Origin of the sequence: Cryobacterium sp. M91 (genome assembly GCF_002929615.1) — a bacterium.
Taxonomy (GTDB): Bacteria; Actinomycetota; Actinomycetes; order Actinomycetales; family Microbacteriaceae; genus Cryobacterium; species Cryobacterium levicorallinum.
The window spans coordinates 1-19,000 of the sequence record NZ_PJJT01000085.1 but is presented as its reverse complement, the minus strand read 5'-3'; the positions used below and the strand labels follow the sequence as shown (position 1 = coordinate 19,000).

At 64.7% G+C, this 19,000-nt stretch carries 19 protein-coding genes; 9 read left to right on the top strand and 10 right to left on the bottom strand.

The genetic code is table 11. The features are described 5' to 3' along the window. The 3 genes from CXY80_RS10340 to CXY80_RS10335 all read right to left on the bottom strand — a co-directional run bounded on the left by CXY80_RS10340 (position 1) and on the right by CXY80_RS10335 (position 2,035). A complete protein-coding gene (locus CXY80_RS10340; protein ID WP_104132471.1) occupies positions 1-930 on the bottom strand; it encodes a nuclease-related domain-containing protein in 930 nt (309 codons plus the stop codon). 129 nt (positions 931-1,059) lie between these two features. Then, a complete protein-coding gene (locus CXY80_RS19730) occupies positions 1,060-1,224 on the bottom strand; it encodes a hypothetical protein (RefSeq protein ID WP_166787591.1) in 165 nt (54 codons plus the stop codon). A gap of 91 nt (positions 1,225-1,315) precedes the next feature. Next, positions 1,316-2,035 carry an SOS response-associated peptidase gene (locus CXY80_RS10335; protein WP_104132470.1) on the bottom strand — a complete coding sequence of 240 codons (720 nt, stop codon included), beginning with the start codon at positions 2,033-2,035 and terminating at the stop codon, positions 1,316-1,318. Between the two features lie 59 nt (positions 2,036-2,094). Between CXY80_RS10335 and CXY80_RS10330 the strand changes: the two genes are divergently transcribed. Together CXY80_RS10330 and CXY80_RS10325 are read left to right on the top strand one after the other, a co-directional pair. Continuing rightward, positions 2,095-2,931 (top strand): DUF3097 domain-containing protein, encoded by an 837-nt coding sequence (locus CXY80_RS10330; RefSeq protein ID WP_104132469.1) that lies wholly within the window; start codon positions 2,095-2,097, stop codon positions 2,929-2,931. Between the two features lie 309 nt (positions 2,932-3,240). After that, positions 3,241-3,444, top strand: a complete 204-nt coding sequence (locus CXY80_RS10325; RefSeq protein ID WP_035840308.1) for a cold-shock protein — start codon at positions 3,241-3,243, stop codon at positions 3,442-3,444. Between the two features lie 71 nt (positions 3,445-3,515). Here the strand turns inward: CXY80_RS10325 and CXY80_RS10320 are convergent, their stop codons facing one another. After that, positions 3,516-3,995, bottom strand: a complete 480-nt coding sequence (locus CXY80_RS10320) for an Lrp/AsnC family transcriptional regulator (RefSeq protein ID WP_092107921.1) — start codon at positions 3,993-3,995, stop codon at positions 3,516-3,518. A gap of 106 nt (positions 3,996-4,101) precedes the next feature. On the opposite strand from CXY80_RS10320, the gene CXY80_RS10315 reads away from it, so the two are divergent. Beyond that, positions 4,102-5,304: a PLP-dependent aspartate aminotransferase family protein gene (locus CXY80_RS10315; RefSeq protein WP_104132468.1), complete on the top strand. Its 1,203-nt coding sequence runs from the start codon at positions 4,102-4,104 to the stop codon at positions 5,302-5,304. Here the strand turns inward: CXY80_RS10315 and CXY80_RS10310 are convergent. Further along, positions 5,301-7,118, bottom strand: a complete 1,818-nt coding sequence (locus tag CXY80_RS10310) for a DEAD/DEAH box helicase (protein WP_092448584.1) — start codon at positions 7,116-7,118, stop codon at positions 5,301-5,303. The two genes, CXY80_RS10315 and CXY80_RS10310, sit on opposite strands and share 4 nt — an antisense overlap. An 87-nt stretch (positions 7,119-7,205) precedes the next feature. Between CXY80_RS10310 and CXY80_RS10305 the strand changes: the two genes are divergently transcribed. After that, positions 7,206-7,994 (top strand): SGNH/GDSL hydrolase family protein, encoded by a 789-nt coding sequence (locus CXY80_RS10305; protein ID WP_092448583.1) that lies wholly within the window; start codon positions 7,206-7,208, stop codon positions 7,992-7,994. Positions 7,995-8,055: 61 nt separating this feature from the next. On the opposite strand, the gene CXY80_RS10300 is transcribed toward CXY80_RS10305, so the two are convergent. Further along, complete coding sequence (locus CXY80_RS10300; RefSeq protein WP_104132467.1) at positions 8,056-9,291, bottom strand: D-alanyl-D-alanine carboxypeptidase family protein; 1,236 nt, start codon at positions 9,289-9,291, stop codon at positions 8,056-8,058. Between the two features lie 44 nt (positions 9,292-9,335). Further along, positions 9,336-10,145, bottom strand: coding sequence for an RNA methyltransferase (locus CXY80_RS10295; protein WP_092448581.1), 810 nt, complete (start codon positions 10,143-10,145; stop codon positions 9,336-9,338). A gap of 130 nt (positions 10,146-10,275) precedes the next feature. Between CXY80_RS10295 and CXY80_RS10290 the strand changes: the two genes are divergently transcribed. Together CXY80_RS10290 and CXY80_RS10285 are read left to right on the top strand one after the other, a co-directional pair. Continuing rightward, complete coding sequence (locus tag CXY80_RS10290) at positions 10,276-11,199, top strand: Sir2 family NAD-dependent protein deacetylase (protein ID WP_104132466.1); 924 nt, start codon at positions 10,276-10,278, stop codon at positions 11,197-11,199. Between the two features lie 51 nt (positions 11,200-11,250). Then, on the top strand, positions 11,251-11,853 hold the full coding sequence (locus tag CXY80_RS10285; RefSeq protein ID WP_158251631.1) for a histidine phosphatase family protein: 603 nt from the start codon (positions 11,251-11,253) through the stop codon (positions 11,851-11,853). 182 nt (positions 11,854-12,035) lie between these two features. Here the strand turns inward: CXY80_RS10285 and CXY80_RS10280 are convergent, their stop codons facing one another. The 3 genes from CXY80_RS10280 to CXY80_RS10270 form a co-directional block, all read right to left on the bottom strand. Further along, positions 12,036-13,427: an MFS transporter gene (locus CXY80_RS10280; RefSeq protein ID WP_104132464.1), complete on the bottom strand. Its 1,392-nt coding sequence runs from the start codon at positions 13,425-13,427 to the stop codon at positions 12,036-12,038. Positions 13,428-13,497: 70 nt separating this feature from the next. Beyond that, complete coding sequence (locus CXY80_RS10275) at positions 13,498-14,568, bottom strand: glycosyltransferase family 1 protein (protein ID WP_104132463.1); 1,071 nt, start codon at positions 14,566-14,568, stop codon at positions 13,498-13,500. Beyond that, the gene (locus CXY80_RS10270) at positions 14,565-15,527 is read right to left on the bottom strand and encodes an alpha/beta fold hydrolase (RefSeq protein WP_233195249.1); all 963 of its coding nucleotides are present in this window, start codon (positions 15,525-15,527) and stop codon (positions 14,565-14,567) included. The genes CXY80_RS10275 and CXY80_RS10270 overlap by 4 nt, the downstream gene beginning before the upstream one ends. A gap of 118 nt (positions 15,528-15,645) precedes the next feature. On the opposite strand from CXY80_RS10270, the gene treS reads away from it, so the two are divergent. From treS to CXY80_RS10255, 3 genes are all read left to right on the top strand, one after another. After that, on the top strand, positions 15,646-17,343 hold the full coding sequence (gene treS, locus CXY80_RS10265; protein WP_092448575.1) for a maltose alpha-D-glucosyltransferase: 1,698 nt from the start codon (positions 15,646-15,648) through the stop codon (positions 17,341-17,343). 143 nt (positions 17,344-17,486) lie between these two features. Then, positions 17,487-18,167, top strand: coding sequence for a GAF and ANTAR domain-containing protein (locus CXY80_RS10260; RefSeq protein WP_233195246.1), 681 nt, complete (start codon positions 17,487-17,489; stop codon positions 18,165-18,167). A gap of 29 nt (positions 18,168-18,196) precedes the next feature. Then, complete coding sequence (locus tag CXY80_RS10255; RefSeq protein ID WP_104132461.1) at positions 18,197-18,910, top strand: GAF and ANTAR domain-containing protein; 714 nt, start codon at positions 18,197-18,199, stop codon at positions 18,908-18,910. Positions 18,911-19,000 lie beyond the last annotated feature (90 nt).

Genomic DNA, 19,000 nt, shown 5'->3' with positions numbered 1-19,000 from the left:
TCACGTATTAACGAAGCGGATGCCATTCTGCAGCGTGCTGCGCAGCTCGAAGACCTTCTCGAAGCTGCCCCGTTCCATGCCGATCAGTCCCTCACGCAGCACGCCGACCAGTCGTGACCGCGGAATGCCGATGATCATCGGGCGGCGGCCGCGCTTCGGCAGGGACACCGCTTCGTCGAGTGCGCCGTCGGGCAGCACGATAATGAGGGCGGTGAAACGCACCTTGAGGGCACGCGTAATCGATTTGGCGGCGTCTTCGAACTGATGGATCGGGCGGTCGTCGGGGTCGAGATCGTCACCGACCAGTTCGCCGCGGCGCAGCTGCACCGGGCCGCCCCAGTCTTCGGAGAGGATGCCGAACAGGCCGGCCGGGCCGAGGATGATGTGGTCGAGTTTGTCGGTCTGCGGGCCGGTGTCGATGTCGTGCCAGGCGGTGAATCCGATGCCGAGGTTGGCCACGAGTTGGGCGGTGGCCTCCTCGGCGAGGGCCTTGGCGAGGCAGTGCCGCACGAGACGTGGGGCGCTGCGGATCAGGGCTGGCGCGTACGGATCGTCGATGACGGCACCGCGGCCAGCCCATTCGCGCACGAGATCCAGGTATCTCAGGCGTGCCTGGCCGCCGGGGTGACCGTGCATGCGGGTTTTCAGGCTGGATTTCGTGGCCGGGCCACGGGCGGCGGGAGCGGCGTAGGCATCCGCTTCTGGATCGGTGTCACCGAAGCGACGGCGATCGTAGGCCGCCCGGTGATCGGGAGTACCGATGCGTTCCCACGCCAGCTGAACGGCATGAAACCGGGTCGCGCTGCCTCCGACGTCGGGGTGAGTTTTGCGCAGGAGGAGCCGGTAGGCACGGCGCAACTCGTCGTTGGTCGCCGTCGGGCTCACGCCGAGCACCTCGTAGGGGGTGGATGCGGCCGGGCTGTCATGCATCCTGAACGGTACCTTTCTGCGGGTGCGAGCAGATCGTCTCAGAGACGATGAGAGAATCTACCGTATCGCGGGAATCTGACATCCCGCCGAGGGCGCCGGTCTCACAGCAGCGAGGGTTCAGCGTGGCTGCTAGTCGCGCAGCAAGTGGAACGGGATCGCCATAGAGAGAGACACGCAGAGAATTCCGGCTACGAAGGTCAGTCCCATCAGCGACGTGACGGAGAACGCCAGACCGAACAGCCAGAGGCCGAGGACGAAGATCGCGAACGCGGCGATAAAGGCGACAATGTGCATGGGAAACCCTTTCACGGCAGTGCCCGGTCTTTTCGCCCAGCAACTGGTTTGAACGTACTTATTCGAGCGTACCGGCTGGGGCCGATCGGAATTACAGGAAATCGCCGACGATCGCGTCGAGCGGCTCGATCAGTTCGGGTCCATTGCCGACGACCGGCGCTACCGCGTAGAAGTTCAGTGTTTCCACAACCTCATAGGATGCGGCGACGGCAGCATCGACGAGCGTCTGGTCGCCGTCCGTGGCCGAATCCAGCCACTGGTCCCACCACTCCTCGGGCAGGGGAACCGGGGTGCGGTCGTGAATCTGCGTGAGAGGGCCCAGAGCATCCGTTGTCAGGATTGTGGCGGACAGCACCCACCGCGCTGGGTCGTCGTCGGCGGCCGCCGGATTCTTCCACCAGGCGTACAGGCCGGCGAAGGCGAGCGGAAGGCCGTCGTCCGAGTGGATGAAGTACGGCTTCTTCGTAGTTCCGTCGGTGTGCCACTCGTAATAGCCGGTGGCCGGCACGAGCGCACGCCGGGAACGCACCGACGTTTTGAAGGTCGGTTTCTCGGCGGCGGTCTCGGCTCGCGCATTGAAGGTCGGGAACTTCGAGGTGGGCTCGGTGGCGAAGGCCGGAATCAGGGACCAGCGCGCCGATTCCAGCCGGCGCACGGCCGGATCGGTGCGCGCCGACTCGAGCACGATGGGGATCTGCTCCGTTGGCCGAATATTCCACGAGGGTTCCGGCAGGTTCTCTCCCTCATGCTCGACGTCGAACATGGCAGCCAGATCGGGCGCCGTATCGGTAATGATGAATCGACCACACATGTCTCCAGAATACCGTTGCCTACCTAACGTATTGGTGAGCATCAGCTAGCGTCGATGCAATGGACGATCGATACAGCGCAGACGTGCTCTCCCCCGGCTGGCGCGAGGCCGGTCGCATCATTATTCCGACCCAGGAAGCGACCAGGGACCTCGTGGTGGAAGAGGTCGCGACCGGGTTCTGCGGGGCCGTCATTCGGGTCGAGAAGAAGATCGTCACTCTGGAAGACCGCCACGGCAAGCTCCGCCTGTTTCCGCTCGGCTCGGGGTTTCTTATCGACGGTAAACCGGTCACACTGATAGCTCCGACCATGGCGGCAGCCCTCGGCCGAGTGCGCACCGCCTCGGGCTCAACGGCGGTTCCGGATGCCCCGGCGCGCGTCGCGCGCGCCAGCCGGATCTTCGTTGAGGGCCGGCACGACGCCGAACTCGTGGAGAAGGTCTGGGGTGCCGACCTGCGTATCGAGGGCGTCGTCGTCGAGTACATCGAGGGCGTAGACAACCTGGACGAGATTCTGCGCGCGTTCCGACCGGGTGCCGGGCGCCGCGTCGGCGTGCTCGTCGACCACCTCGTGCCGGGGTCGAAGGAGAGTCGCATTGCGGAGGCTGTGGCGCGCGGGCCGTTTGCGGCGAACGTGCTGGTGGTAGGGCATCCGTTTGTCGACGTGTGGCAGTCGGTGAAACCGGCTCGCGTCGGCCTCGCCGCCTGGCCCGAGATACCGCGAAACATCGAGTGGAAGCACGGAATCTGCGCGACACTCGGCTGGCCGCACGAAGAGCAGGCTGATATTGCCAGGGCCTGGCAGCGTATCCTCGGCCAGGTGCGCACTTTTGCCGATCTGGAGCCGCAACTTCTCGGCCGGGTGGAACACCTGATCGACTTTGTGACAGCGGAATGACGGTTTTGTCGTCGTTTTCGGTAATTTCGCATTCGCGGTCATTCCCAGTGGTGGACCCGGAGTTCACCCCTTTTCCGCAGCAAACGACACGCTTTCCGGTAAAAAAGGCGCTGAATTCCGAAACCATCCAGACTTGTGGGCTAGTGTTGGACTCGAAGTTGTAGTGCTTGCACGTCTTAAACGCATTGATCGTGATTCATCTGGATCACAGTTAGTGCGCCACATTCCTTTCGGAAGCGGACGACGAATACCGCGACGAACGGTCCCGACAGTCGGGGCCGGTCTAACACTCCTGGAGGAGTTTTACAAATGGCAACAGGTACCGTGAAATGGTTCAACGCTGAAAAGGGCTTCGGCTTTATCGCACCCGACGACGGAAGCGCCGATGTTTTCGCGCACTACTCCGCGATCGCGTCGAATGGCTACAAGTCCCTCGATGAGAACCAGAAGGTCGAGTTCGAGGTAACCCAGGGCCCCAAGGGTCCTCAGGCCGAGAACATCCGCGCCCTCTAAATAGAGCTTGCGAAGAACGCCTCCCGCTCAGGCGGGGGGCGTTCTTGTTTTAATCCTCGTGGCTGACCGGTCTACTTCACCAGGTCCTGCCACCCATCACCGTCGACATACTCGAAGATCAGGTTGGTCTCGGTGTGGGCGACGGCCGGATGCTCCGCGAGATGTTCCAGCACAAAGTCGCGCAGGTGCGAGGCATCCGCTGCAGCCACGTGCAGCAGGTAGTCGTCGGCACCGGCCGTGTGGAAGAGCCCGATCACACCGGGCCAGTGCGGGGCGGCATTCCGAAAGTCATCGATCTGCACCCGGGCATGTTTGGCCAGCCGCACCGAGATAAGCGCCTGCAGGCTGGCGCCGAGCGCGGCCAGGTCGATATTGGCCCGGTAGCCACGGATATGGCCGAGCTGCTGCAACCGACGCAGTCGCAGCGATACTGTGGACTCGGCCACTCCGATCTCGCTGGCCAGGGCCGCACCGGAGGCCCGAGCATTGACCGACAGGGCGCGCAGCAGTGCACGGTCGACCCGGTCAAGTTCCGGCTTCTTTGATTCCATCAGCAGACTCCCTTATTTCTAGCAAGCTTATGCGATTCGGGTTTGTTATTTGCAAGGGTCTGCATAGTCACTTGCGTTCAAGGGCAGAACCTGTTTCTGTTGGCTCATGTTGCCACCGCTGTCACATATCGAAACCGTTGCCGTGCACGCCGGAATGGACGGTCTCACCGAGGCCGGAACGCACGTTCCGGGCATCGATCTGTCCACCACCAATCCGCTGCGCGGAGTGGAGTCTGGCGGGGATTCTTACGAAAACCTCGCCACCGGCGGCACGCCGGAACCCGGCGATTCCGCCGTCTACCAGCGACTGTGGCAGCCAGGCGTCGCCCGGTTCGAGAACGCACTGTCGGCCCTGGAACGAACCGCCGGCACCGTTGCCTTCGCCACCGGAATGGCGGCCCTGACCGCGACCCTTATTGCCACCGTGACGGCCGACAAACCGCACATTGTGGCGCTGCGTCCCCTGTATGGCGGTACCGATCATGTTCTCGCGAACGGGCTGCTCGGCACGATGGTCACCTGGACCGACCTGGCCGGCGTTGGTGCGGCCATCCGCTCAGATACCGGTCTGGTCATTCTGGAGTCACCGGCCAACCCGACGCTTGAGTTGACCGACATCCGGGCGGTGGCGGATGCTGCCGGTTCGGTTCCCGTGCTGGTGGACAACACCTTTGCGACGCCCGTGTTGCAGCGCCCGGTCGAGTCGGGCGCCACGCTCGTGCTGCACAGTGCGACCAAGTTTCTCGGCGGTCACGGCGATGCTATGGGCGGCACGGTGTCCGGGCCGGCCGAGTGGATGGTGCGGCTGCGACAGGTACGCGCGCTGACCGGCGGCCTGCTGCAGCCGTTCAACGCATACCTGCTGCATCGCGGGCTGCGCACCCTGCCGATTCGGGTGCGCGCCCAACAGACGAGTGCTGGCGAGATTGCTGACCGGCTCAGCGCCCATCCGGCGCTGACCCGGGTGCTCTACCCCGGGCTGCCGGGCCAGGACCCGCACGGGCTGATCGGCAGGCAGAGCGCCGGGGCCGGGTCCCTGATCGCGCTCGATCTCGGCTCCTTTGCCGCCGCTGTGCGCTTCACCGAGGCGCTGCGACTGATCACCCACGCGGTGTCACTCGGCGGGGTTGATTCGCTCGTGCAGCATCCGGCCTCGCTCACCCACCGACCGGTGGCGGCTGATGCACGACCGGGGGCCGGCATCGTGCGGCTGTCGATCGGGCTCGAGCACGTCGACGATCTGATGGACGACATCCTCACAGCCCTGCTGGTCGCCCGCGTGCCGGTGGGAGCAGTCGCGACGGCCTAGCTGCGACCGAGGCGGCGGCGCAGCAGATCGATCCGCATCTGCAGCTGGGTCACGCTGGCCTGGGCGACGGCGGGCCCGCCGCAGATCCGACGCATCTCCGCGTGGATCATGCCGTGCGGTTCATTGGCGAGCTTGGACCACATGCCCACGAGGCTCGACAGCAGGGTGCGCTGTTCCTTCAGGGTTCGGTACAGGGGCGGTGGCTCGAGCGGGGCGATCTCCCCCGTCACCGGATCCTTGCGCTTGTCGGTTGAACGTTTGGACTGCCGTGACTGGCGTTGACGCAGCAGCTCCGACACCTGTTCCGGTTCGAGCAGGCCGGGGATGCCGATGAAGTCGAATTCCTCGTCGGTGCCCGGTTCGGCAAGCTCACCGAATTCGTCGCCGTCGAACATGACCATGTCGAAAGTGGCCTGCGAGTCGAGGGCCTGCCAGGTGAAGTCGTCCAGGCCCAGGTCGTCTGACGCCTTGTCTTCCTTGTTCGCCGCGGCGACCAAGGCATCTTCGGGGTTGTACATGCCGTCGTCGCCGTCGTCACGATTGCTGCGATCGAGGGCGTGATCGCGTTCCAGCTCGAGCGCGTTGGCGAGGCTGAGCAGCCCGGGCACGTTGGGCAGAAAAATGGATGCCGTTTCGCCGCGTCGGCGCGCGCGCACGAACCGGCCGATCGCCTGGGCGAAGTACAGCGGTGTGGCCGCGCTGGTCGCATAGACACCGACGGCAAGCCGCGGCACGTCGACGCCCTCCGACACCATGCGCACGGCGACCATCCACCGACGGGTGTTCTTGGAGAACTCATCGATCCGGTCGCTGGCTTCCTTCTCGTCGGAGAGCACAATGGTGACCGGTTCACCGCAGATGTCTTCGAGGATGACGGCGTAGGCGCGTGCGGTGGTCTGGTCCGTGGCAATGACGAGGCCACCGGCATCCGGAATGCCGCGCCGCACCTCGGTCAGTCGGGAGTTCGCGGCGCGCAGCACCGAGGGAATCCACTGCCCGCTGGGCTCGAGCGCGGTGCGCCAGGCCTGGCTGGTGATGTCCTTTGCGTTGCCCTCGCCGAGCTTGGCTTCCATCTCGTCGCCGGCCCGGGTACGCCACTTCATGTGCCCGGCGTAGACCATGAACATCACCGGGCGCACAACACCGTCGGCGAGGGCTCGGCCGTAGCCATAGGCATAGTCGCTTTGCGACATACGGATGCCGTGTTTGTCGGGCAGATAGCTGACGAACGGGATCGGCGAGGTGTCCGAGCGAAACGGGGTGCCGGTGAGTGAGAGGCGCCGGGTGGCCGGGCCGAAGGCCTCACGAATCGCGTCGCCCCAGCTGAGGGCATCTCCCCCGTGGTGAATCTCGTCGAGGATGACCAGGGTGCGGCTGGACTCGGTGAGCTGCTTGTGCAGGGCGGCTCGGGCAGCCACCTGGGCATAGGTGACGACGACGCCGTGATAGTGGCTGCCGTAACTGCGGTCGGCGTTCTTGAACATGGGATCGAGACGGATGCCGGCGCGCGCCGCAGCATCCGCCCACTGGTTTTTGAGATGCTCGGTCGGCGCGACAACGGTGATGCGGTCGATTGTGCGCCGGGAGCGGAGTTCAGCGGCCAGACGCAGGGCAAACGTGGTCTTTCCCGCTCCCGGCGTTGCCGCGGCGAGAAAGTCGCGTGGCTCGTGCACGAAGTAGGCCTCGAGCGCCTCGGCCTGCCAGGCGCGCAGCTTGCCGGCGGTACCCCAGGCCGCGCGTTCGGGGAAGGACGGCGACAGGTGTTCGGCTGCACTCGTTCCCTGCGCGGGACCGAAAACCGATGGAGTATTCACTTCTCACAAATCTACCAAAGACCACCGACGTTCGTCGCCGACGGCACCGTTTGCACCAATGGCTCAGGGTTCAGACACAATGGTTTGATGACGAAGCAACAGCATCCATGGTCGCGCTACGTCGCGCTCGGCGATTCGTTCACCGAGGGCATCGGTGACCCGGAAGAGCAGAGCCCTGGTGGGCACCGGGGCTGGGCCGACCGGGTCGCCGAGGTACTGAGCGAAGGGACCGATGATTTCGCCTATGCCAACCTGGCCGTGCGCGGCAAACTCATCCGGCAGATCGCCGACGAACAGATCGAGCCAGCGCTGGCCCTGCGCCCGGACCTGATCACGATTTCGGCCGGCGGCAACGACGTCATTCGCCCCGGAACTGACCCGGATTTCATCGCGGCCCGCTGCGATGAGGTGGTTTCCGGGCTCTCCCGGGACGGCGCGACGGTCGTGCTGTTCACCGGAGCCGACGTGGGATTCTCTCCCGTGTTTCGTAGCATTCGCGGCAAGGTCGCGATCTACAACGAGAACATCCGGGCCATTGCCACGAAGTACGACTGCATCGTGGCCGACATGTGGCAGCTCACCGAAATTCAGGATCCGCGCATGTGGGCGCCCGACCGGCTGCATCTCAATGCCCTCGGGCACCACACCGTGGCGCGCATGGTGTTGCAGACCCTCAATGTGAAGAACTCGCTCGAGCCGAGCGAGCCGGAGCCCATGCCCGGAACCACCTGGCGGCAGGCCCGCACCGAAGATTTTGCCTGGGCGCGGGAGTACCTCGTGCCGTGGGTGCTGCGCCGGGTGCGCCACCAGTCCTCCGGCGATCACGTACTGCCCAAACGTCCCAAAGCCGGCCCCTCCACGCTCCCCCGCGTCTGACCCGCATTTCGGTCCACTAGACGGAGCTGGTCATGGCCGGGCGGGTGGGCAGCCGGGCGGGTCAGCCGGCGGCGAGTTCGCCCGGGTGGCCCATGCGCCAGGCCGGGCCGGGATCAGTGACGCTGTCCTGCAGTTCAAGCGGCACCGTCACCGGAGATCCCGTGCCGATCGTGAACGACAACTCGCCGACGTCGTCGCCGGCCCGGCCCAGCTGCAAATCGGTCGCCGTCGCGGAACCCGAAATAGGTGAGTCTGACCAGACCAAAGCGGATGCCGCCCGCGCGGCGACGATATCGCTCACGTCACCCCACTGGGTCCTATAGCTGCCGTACACGGTGCCAGCCTCGGCCAGGACGACGTCGTGGAACCCGGGCTGCACACTCTGGATCAGCGCGGCGATCGCCGAATTGAGTTCGGAGTGGGTGTAACCACCCAGCACCACGCCTACGAGCGTGACCGTGTTGTCGCCGACGGTGAAATCGGTGGAAAAGAGCAGGCAGGCGCCGGCGATGTCCGTTGTACCGGTCTTGATGCCGTCGACGCCGTCGCGACCGAGCAGCTTGTTGGTGTTGGTGATGGTGCCGATGACCGGCAGCACCGCCGAGGGCAGGGCGACGATTTCGGCCAGCGCCGGGTGACCGACGACGAGCTTGCCGATCTCAACGAGGTCGGCCGGAGTGCTCACGCTCGACGACGAGATGCCGCTCGTGTCGGCGACGCTGGTCTGGCTGAGTGAGTTGTCGGCCAGCCAGGTTTTCGCTGCCGCCAGGTAGCCGTCGGTCGAGCCGAACGCCCACACCGCGAGAGACGCCGCATAGTTGTTGGCCGAGGGCAGCAGCATCGCTTCGAAAGCCTGCCGCTGGGTCAGTTCCATTCCGGCGACCACGGGCGCAACCGACCCATTTTCGGCGATCACCTCGTAGTAGATATCGACGTCGGCGTCGGTGAAAGTGATCGCGGGGCCGTCCTCCCCCGCGCCCAGCGGTTTAGCATCGAGGATGACGAGGGCGGTGACCATCTTGGTGATGCTCGCAATCGGCACCGTGCCCTGTTCGCCGCTCGAGGCCAGAACGCCGGGAAAACCGACCGCGCCGATCGCGCTTTCACCGAAGGTCGGCCAGACCAGAGCGGCGGCTGGTTGGGTCAGCGCCGCCGGCTGCACGATCGTGGCAGCGCTCTCCGGAACGGGAGCCAGGGTGGTGGCGCCGACATAGCCAACGCCGCCCAGCACCACGAGCAGAACGCTGGCGACGGCGAGTCGACGCCGTCGGAGGGTGACACGCCGGGAGGGAGACATCCGCTCAGCCTAACTTCTTCGTCGCGCTCAGCGGGTCGGCGCGCTCACGCACGCGTGCGCAGCGCGTACAGCGCGACCGCGCTCGCGGAGGCGACGTTGAGCGAGTCGACGCCGTGCAGCATCGGAATGGTCACGACCGTGTCGGCGGCTTCGAGCGCGTGCTGGCTGAGCCCGTCGCCTTCGGCACCGAGGATGATCGCGAGCCGCTCGGGCGGCGCCTCGGCAAACACGTCGAGGGAGACCGCATTGTCGGCCAGCGCCAGCGCGGCGAGGTGAAAACCGGCGGCGTGCAGCAGCGGGGTGGCCACGCTCCATTCCGGGAGGCGGGTCCACGGCACCTGCAACACCGTGCCCATGCTCACGCGCACGCTGCGCCGGTAGAGCGGGTCGGCGCAGCGCGGGGTGATCAGCACGGCATCGGCGCCAAGCCCGGCCACGGAGCGAAAGATGGCCCCGACGTTGGTGTGGTCGACGATGTCTTCGAGGATCACGATGCGGCGGGCATGGGTGAGAAGCGCCTCGACCGGCTCGAGCACCGGCCGGTGCATCGCGGCGAGGGCACCGCGATGCAGGTTGTAGCCGGTCAGCTGTTCCAGCACGCTCGCCTCGCCGACATAAACAGGAACGTCGGGCCAATCGGCGAGCAATCGCTCGGCGTCGGGCATCCACTGTTCCTGAATAAGTAGGGAGCGCGGGCGATGGCCGGCCCGAAGAGCACGAGCAATGACCTTGGGTGACTCGGCGATATAGAGGCCGCCGGCCGGCTCCAGCACTCGTCGCAGTGCCACGTCGGTCAAACGCGAATAGTCGGCGAGACCCGGGCTGGACAGGTCGGTAATGCGGGTGATCTGCACGGAAAAGTGCCTTTCAGAAGGGGTATTGAGCTCAAGCCTGACAGGTGGGTAGTCAAACGGGAAAACAGACGAGTTTAGAATCAAGGGACCAACATCTTTTGCTGCCCGTCTCTGCCCGAAAGGAACGCCGATGACTGCCGACCCGGTCGTGCCCAGCGACACGGTCCTGGTGGACGCGCTCGAGCCCACCGACGCCCCCGCCGCCGCCGCCGCGCTCACCTCGACGGTCGCCCTCGATTCCGAGCGGGCAGTGGATGCCGTCGCCACGCTCCTGCGCGGCAAGCGCGCCGCCGTGCTCACCGGTGCCGGCCTCAGCACCGATTCGGGAATTCCCGATTATCGCGGGGAAGGCGCGCCGAAGCGCACGCCGATGACCTTTCAGACCTTTGTCGCCGACGAACGATCCCGCAAACGCTATTGGGCCGGCAGTCACCTGGGCTGGAGCGTTTTTCGACGGGCCGAACCCAACCTCGGACACCGTTCTCTCGTGCAGTTGGAAAGCGCCGGCGCCATTGCCGGGGTCATCACCCAAAACGTCGACGGACTGCATACTCGGGCCGGATCGCGCCATGTCGTCGAACTGCACGGGTCCCTCGACCGGGTCATCTGCCTGGACTGCGGGCAGGCATTCGGCCGAGATAGCATCGCTGCCCGGCTGGAGGCCGACAACCCGGTTCTGCGTGATTCGGACAGCATCCGAATCGCTCCCGACGGCGATGCCGACGTCGGCAACATCGACGACTTCGTGGTGCCGGCCTGCACGGTCTGTGGCGGCATGCTCAAGCCCCGGGTGGTCTTTTTCGGTGAACTCGTGCCGACGGAAACGTTTCTGGAGGCAGCCGCTTTGATTCAGGCTGCGGATGCCCTGATCGTTGCCGGGTCGTCGCTCGCGGTGAATTCGGGCATCCGTCTGGTCGAGCAGGCCAGGCGCCGCAAACTGCCGATCATCGTAATTAACCGTGGGGTGACCAAGGGCGACGGGCGAGCCCTGCACAAGCTCGAGGCCGGAACCAGTGAAACCCTCGCCGCACTGGCCGACCGGCTGCTGGGCTGACCGCGCTTGTGCGCGGCCCGGGGAATCACCGGTGAATCGGGGCAATCACTCGTGACCAGGTTCGCCATTGTGCGTCATGGCCAGACCGACTGGAATTTGAACCAGCGGATCCAGGGCCGCACCGACATTCCCCTCAACGCCACCGGGCGCGCCGAAGCCGTCTCCGCCGCTGAGCGTCTGCAGAGCAGGCAGTGGGATGCCATCGTGACCAGCCCTCTGATGCGCGCTGCGGAATCGGCCAGAATTATTGCCGCGGAGCTCGGGTTGGAGGAACCCGAGGTGGTTCCCGCCCTGACCGAACGTCACCACGGCGCCATCGAGGGCCTCACCTTCGCCGAGCGTCAGTACCGTTTTCCTGACGGTGTGGCTGTTCCCGGACTCGAGACCCGCCGCGACGTCATTGACCGGGTGCTCGCTGCGCTATCAGCACTTGCCGCCGGGCATGCTGGCCAATCCGTTCTCGTGTTGAGTCACGGCGGCATCATCGGAACGCTGCTGCGTCACCTCACGGACGGCGACCGCCCTCGGCACGGCGAGTACATCGCCAATGGGTCCGTGCACGATTTCGCCTGGGCGGACGATCAGCTGCTGCTGACCCACTTCGATGCGGCGATGCGCGAGCCGGGCGACCGCGGCTCGTCGCCGGTGCTGTGACGCCTCCAGCTGATCTGCGGGCGCCTTTAGGGCGCTGAAATTGGCACCTCGTGTTCAGTGGAATGCCTCAGCGGAGCAAGGTGCCACTTTTCGCCCCTTCGTTTTCGCCAGCGGCGAGCACCATGGGGCCAGAGTTGGCACCTCACCCGTGGCCACAAGCCCTGCACGCGTGACCTTCGCTGCTACTCAAATTTGTCGGCGTTGACCCTGGCCGCTGGAACGGCATCGCCGGTCGGGGTTCCGCGGCGAATGCTCACGCTGACCACCGCGGCAATAATGCAGAGGCCAGCGGCGCCGATCCAGGCGACCGTGTAGTGCCCGGTTTCCTCGCGCACGATCCCGGCGGCGACCGACGCGATTCCAGCGCCGATCTGGTGCGCGGCGAACACCCAGCCGAAGACGAGGGGACCGCGATCGCCGAACAGCTCCCGACAGAGCGCGATCGTCGGCGGAACGGTGGCGACCCAGTCCAGACCATAGATGACGATGAAGATCACCATGCTGGGGTGCACGGTTGCCGACAGCAGAAATGGTAGTGCGAGCAGCGACAGGCCCCGAAAGGCGTAGTATCCGGCGAGCAGAATTCTCGGGTTGTACCGGTCGGTCAGCCAGCCGGAGGCGATCGTTCCGACAATGTCGAAGATTCCGACCACGGCCAGCAATCCAGCTGCGGTGGTCTCCGGCATGCCGTGGTCGTGCGCCGAGGGGATGAAATGCGTGCCGATCAGGCCATTCGTCGTCGCCCCGCAAATGGCGAATCCGGCGGCGAGAGCCCAAAATGTGCGATGCCGGCTGGCAAACTTCAGGGCGCTGAGGGCTTCGACCGCCGGGTTTCGTTTCGGCGTCGCGACAACGTTCGACAGAGCGGATGCCGCCGGTCCTGCAGCTCCGTCGGCCCGTTCGGGCAGTTCCGGCGTGCCGTAGGGCGTGGTGCCGAGGTCGGCCGGAGAGTTGCGCATCCAGATGAGCACGATCGGCACCACCAGGATCGCGCCGAGTGCGATCAGAAGCGACGCGCTTCGCCAACCGGTCGTGACGGCGAGCTGGGCGATGAAGGGGAGAAAGATGAGCTGGCCGGTGGCGCTTCCGGCCGTGAGCACCCCGGCGATCAAGCCGCGCCGCTTCACGAACCAGGTTTGGCTGATGACGGCCGCGAACACGAGCGCCATCGACCCCGTTCCGGTGCCGATCAGTACCCCCCAGGTGAGCATGAGGTGCCACGGTGACGTGGCGAAGGTACTGAGCGCACTTCCCGCTGCGACGATGAAGAGCGCACCCGTCGTCACTCCGCGAATGCCGAATCGCTGCATCAGGGCAGCGGCGAACGGCGCGGTCAGACCGAACAACAGCAGGTTCACCCCAACGGCTGCCGCGAGTTCCCCCCGCGACCAGGAGAATTCCTCCTCGATCGGCACCATGAGCACTCCAGGGGCCGCACGGAATCCGGCCGCACCGACGAGCGCAAGAAAGGCCACGGCGGCGATGATCCAGGCCGGGTGGATGCCGCGGGGCCACAGCAGAGAGAGACCCGACCCGCTTTCCGTGCTGGGGCGGCGCCGGCCGAATCGTGTCATCGTTTGAGAATAGCGAATTCGCAGGCGACTCTCGGTCGATTCACGGCATTAGGTCACGGACCGCGAACGGCTATGCCGGGGGCTCGGTACCTTCCAATACCTCGAGCAGGGTTCGGGCCGAAGCGGCCCAGGTGAACCGCGCCGCCTGATCGACTGACTGGGCCGATCTGGCCGCCCACTCCCCCGGCTCGGCGAGGCGCCGAACAGCCGTAGCAATGGAATTCGCGCTGCGAGGGTCGAAATACAGGGCGGCGACCCCGCCGATCTCCCGAAAAATGGGAATGTCGCTGACCACAACGGGGATGCCGAGGCTCATCGCCTCGACCAGCGGAATTCCAAAGCCCTCATCGATCGAGGCGGTCACCAGTGCGGTGGCCGAGCGCAACAGCCGGTGATAATCGGCATCGCTGACCCCATCGTGAAAGACCAGGCGCGCCTGCGGGGCACGGCGGCTCAGCCGGGAACGTTCGGCTGCGGACACCCGGCTGAGCAGATGCAGCTCGTATTCCGGCAGGTCGGCCATGGCCAGAACCAGGGTGTCGAGGTTCTTGTACGGCATGAACGAGCCCATGTAGACGAGCCGGGTGGTCTCCGGAATGCTGCGATGACGCATCGCCCCCAGAACGGGATCGGCGGCGTTGGCCACCACCGTGACCGGTCGCCTGGTGAGCTGGTGCTCTGTGATCAGCGTCCGGGTGGTCTCGGACACGGTCACGACGCCGTCGGCGCCGTTGAGCAGCATCCGCTGTGGCCACCAGGAGAGGTGGTACGCCCGCCAGAGCAGACGGATAAACGCAGGCAGGTCACGCGGTGGTGTGCGGTTGCGGTAATAAATGAGGTCGTGCACGGTGAGAAACAGCCGATACTTGCGGCCCCACGAGCCCATGGTCTGCATCGGACTGAACACCACGTCGGGCTTCAACCGGTTGACCGACAGCGCGATCAGCGGTTCGAGCAGACTGGTCGGTGCCCGCACAAGCTGCCACGGCAAGGCCGGCAGCATCGCCAGTTGCCGATGGTCGCTGATCAGCATGATGAGCGGATGCAGCCGGCCGAGTTCGGTCACCAAACCAGCGGTGTATCGGCTGATGCCGTCGTGCTGATCCAACCGGACGTACCGGCAGTCGACCACGATTCTCACTCCGGTCGCTCCTCGGCAAGAAATTCACGAATGTAGGTGGCCGCCGGTTTCGGCGTTTCGTAGTGGATGAGGTGACCCACGTTGTCGACGACGCGCAAGGTCGCGTTCGGGAACAAGCTCTGCAGCCGATATTGCGCGGCGAGCGGCGTGATGTCGTCGCGGTCGGCCGCGATCAGCAGCGTCGGTTGCGGAATGCGTGCCGCAAATTCGCTCACGTCGTGGCTGACCGAAGCGGTGAACGCGGCCATGACCACCTGACGGTTTGCGAAGGCGCTGAAGTATCGATCATGCTGGCTGTGGATCCAGCGCCGCAACGCCGGGTCCTGCGTCTTCGCCATGCTCACGCTCATGACGCGCACAATAGCCCGGTTCTGCAGCAGGGCGTAGCCCCACCGCTCCGGAAAGGAGGCTGAGGCCCAGTAGTAGAAGACGGCCAGTCGGGTCAGAATTCCACGCGGTCCGGACAATGCCGGGGCGGCGATCGGGTTGACCAGAACGACGTCGTCGGCGGCCAGACCCTCAGCGACGGCCGCGGCGACCACGATCGATCCGAAGGAATGCCCGAGCACGACCAGACGCCCCGTGCGGGCCAGTACCTTCAAAAATTCGCGCAGCCAACGGGAGTATCCGGCCAGGGAATGGTCCCCGTCGGGGAGCGGCTCCGACCGGCCAAATCCGGGCAGGTCCGGTGCGATGATGCGCAGGGCGGGAGCTGCGGCATCCGTTTCGACGGCCCTGGGCAATTCACCGGCACCGAGCAGCTCGGCCACGACCAGTTGCAGTCCGTGGTGATCGCCGCGAAACCCGTGCACGAGAACCAGAGTGGTCGTGGCAGCGGGGTCGCCGTATTCCCAGTACTGGGTGGCGCTGCTAAGCCCGTTGGCGCCGAGAACGCTTGCCGTGAGTTCGCGCACCGTCAGGCCAGCCAGGACTTTGTCGTAGGGAGAAGAAACGATCACCGGCCCTAGTTTAGGCGGGAGACTTCCGCAAAGCTGGACTTGAACCGGATCGCTCGATCTAGACTCAAGCCACGACGCGCAACGAGAGAGAGCCCTTTGCGGGGACGGAAGGACAGCCGTGAGTTTCACTGCACCCATTCAGTTACCCGGATTGGCCCTCGACCCGCTGTGGTATCGCCGCGCCGTCTTCTACGAGGTGATGGTTCGCTCCTTCGTGGACAGCAACGCCGATGGATCCGGCGATCTCTCCGGGCTGGTATCGAAGCTCGACTACCTGCAATGGCTCGGAATCGACGCCCTGTGGATTCCGCCGTTCTTCAACTCTCCGCTGAAAGACGGCGGTTACGACGTGGCCGACTACCGCACGATTTTGCCGGAGTTCGGTACCCTCGAGGAATTCAAGGATCTCGTCACCAAGGCGCACGAACGTAACATGCGCATCGTGATCGATTTTCCGCTCAACCACACCTCGGACCAGCACGAATGGTTTCAGCAGTCCCGTGAAGACCCGGACGGGCCCTACGGCGACTTCTATGTCTGGAGTGACACCGACGAGCGGTATCCCAACATTCGCATCATCTTCACCGACACCGAGGAATCGAACTGGGCATTCGACCCGGTACGTCGGCAGTTCTTTTTTCACCGCTTCTTCTCGCACCAGCCCGACCTCAACTTTGAAAACCCGGCCGTGCAGGAGGCGATCTTCGACGTCATCCGCTTCTGGCTCGACCTCGGCGTCGACGGCTTTCGACTCGACGCGATCCCCTACCTGTTCGAGTCCGAAGAGGGCAACGGTGAGGGCGAGCCGCCGACTCACGAGTTCGTCAAGCGTCTGCGGGCCATGGTCGACCGCGACTATCCTGGCCGAGTCATGATCGCCGAGGCCAACCAATGGCCCCGCGAGGTCGCCGCCTTCTTCGGCACCGAGGAAGAACCGGAATGCCACATGGCGTTCGACTTTCCGGTCATGCCACGCATTTTCTACTCTTTACGCTCCCAGCAGGCCAACGAGCTGGTGCGCGTGCTCTCCGAAACGACCGACATCCCCGAGGGCGCCGGCTGGGGCGTATTCCTGCGCAACCATGACGAGCTCACCCTCGAAATGGTCAGCGAGGAATACCGGCAGGCTATGTACGGCTGGTACGCCTACGACCCGCGGATGCGCGCCAATATCGGCATCCGCAGACGGCTCGCCCCGCTGCTCGACAATTCGCGGGCCGAGCTGGAACTGGCCCACGCCCTGCTGTTTGCCCTGCCCGGCAGCCCCTTTCTTTACTACGGCGATGAGATCGGCATGGGCGACAACATCTGGCTGCCCGACCGGGACAGTTCACGCACGCCCATGCAGTGGACCCCCGACCGCAATGCCGGTTTTTCGGATGCCGATCCGGGCAAGCTATTTCTGCCCATTGTGCAGTCCCTCGTCTACAACTTCACCCAGACCAACGTGGAGTCGCAGCTGGCCCAGTCCGGGTCGCTCCTGCACTGGATTCGCAATGTGATCCACGTGCGCAAGGCACACCAGACCTTCGGACTCGGCACGATCCGCGTACTCAACACCAACCACGAATCGGTGTTGGTGTTCACCCGCAGCTACGCCGGCTCCGGCTCGATGTTCGGCGACCAGCCCGAAACCGTGCTGTGCGTGTTCAGTTTCTCGCACAACCCGGTCGCGTTCACGATCGACGACGTCGACATGGCCGGAACGCGGTTGTACGACCTGTTCGGTGGAGCAGTCTTTCCGAGCTTCAACGACGAGGGATCGCTCACGCTCACCCTGGGTGCGCAAAGCTTCTACTGGCTGCACTGCGGTTGACACGATATTAAACGAATGCTGCGGCAGATAAACCGATGCTGCGAGCTCGGCAAAAGCTCATCCGCTGTCTTTGTTGCCGCAACCGATGGCACGTATCCTTAAGACCAGCAAGCTGTCGTCCTAGGTCTGGGGGCTAGTCGATCGTGCCTGAACTGTCCAGCTCAGATTGTGGCGTCGAGGACGTGGCGCTGTGCGCCAAATTTCTCGACGCGTTGCCGGTCACCGGTGCTGCGGTTTCGGTGTTTGGCGGGGCCGTTCCCGAAACGGTCGTCTGCGCCACCGATGAGCTGGCCGCTCGCCTCGATGAGCTTCAGTTCGATTTGGGCGAAGGCCCCCGGTGGGAGGCGGTGCGCACGCGCATCCCCGTGCTCGAACCTCGCGTGCGCGAGGGTGAGTATCCACTCTGGCCGGTCTTTTTCTCGGCGCTTTTGGACACCGAGGTGGAGGCGCTCTACGTTTTTCCACTCACCCTCGGCGCGCTCGATGTGGGCATCGTCGAGCTCTACAGCACCACCTCCGGAGCGCTGGATCGCACCGACCGGGCGAAAGCACTGGTCTTGGCCAACCAAACCGCCTGGAACCTGTTGGATCGGCTGCTTCGGGTCAAGGAATCCACCGCGTCAGCGACGATTACGGAGGCTTCTCCCCTGTCGAGGCGGGAAATTCATCAGGCCACCGGTATGGTGCTCGTGCAGATGAATGTCACGCCGACGGATGCGCTGCTACTCCTGCGCGGGCACGCGTTTGCGCACGGCAAGACCGTGCGCACAATCGCCGGTGACGTGGTTGCGCGGCGGTTGCAGTTCACGCCGGAAACCGAGTAAAAAAACAGGAAAGATCATAGAATTAACCCATGGTCACTCAGACTCGCGCCTCGATGGTGAGCGCCGCCTTCGTGAAGTTGACGGACACTCTGGTGGGCGAATATGACGTTCTCGACGTGCTGCACACCCTCGTCGAGGAATGCGTTGAGTTGCTCGACGCCTCAGCTGCCGGCCTCCTGCTGGCCGATCCGAGCGGCGAGCTGCAGGTCGTCGCCTCAACCAGCGAGGAAAGTTATCTCGTCGAAGTTTTGCAACAGCAGGCCGGGGCCGGGCCGTGCGTTGACTGTTACCTCACCGGCAAGGTCGTCACCATGGGCGATATCGCCGCTTCCGGCGATACCTACCCCGTTTTCAAGGCGGCCGCGCTGTCCCAGGGTTTCCGCTCGGTGCACGCCATTCCCATGCGGGTACGTAACCGGGCGATCGGCGCTCTCAATCTGTTCCGTACCGAGACCGGCGATGTCACACCCGAAGACGCTGCTATCGGCCAGGCCATGGCTGACGTTGCAACGATCAGCATTCTGCAGGAACGCACCGTGCGCGAAGACGCCGTGGTCAACGAACAGCTGCAACGTGCCCTCAACAGCCGCATCGTGATTGAACAGGCGAAGGGGGTCATCGCCCAGCTCAGCACCGTCGACATGGACGAAGCCTTCAAGAGATTGCGAGCGGATGCCCGCGCCCGCAACCACACCATGCGCGAGAGCGCCGAGAATGTCATCAACCGTCGCATTCGGCTCTAACGTGAGTATTTGAGTGTTTAGGGGCCACTGAGTATTGCCTGCGGGGGCCACCGGTATTGCCTTCGAGTGCCGGGCTGTCGCGTGGTCGGG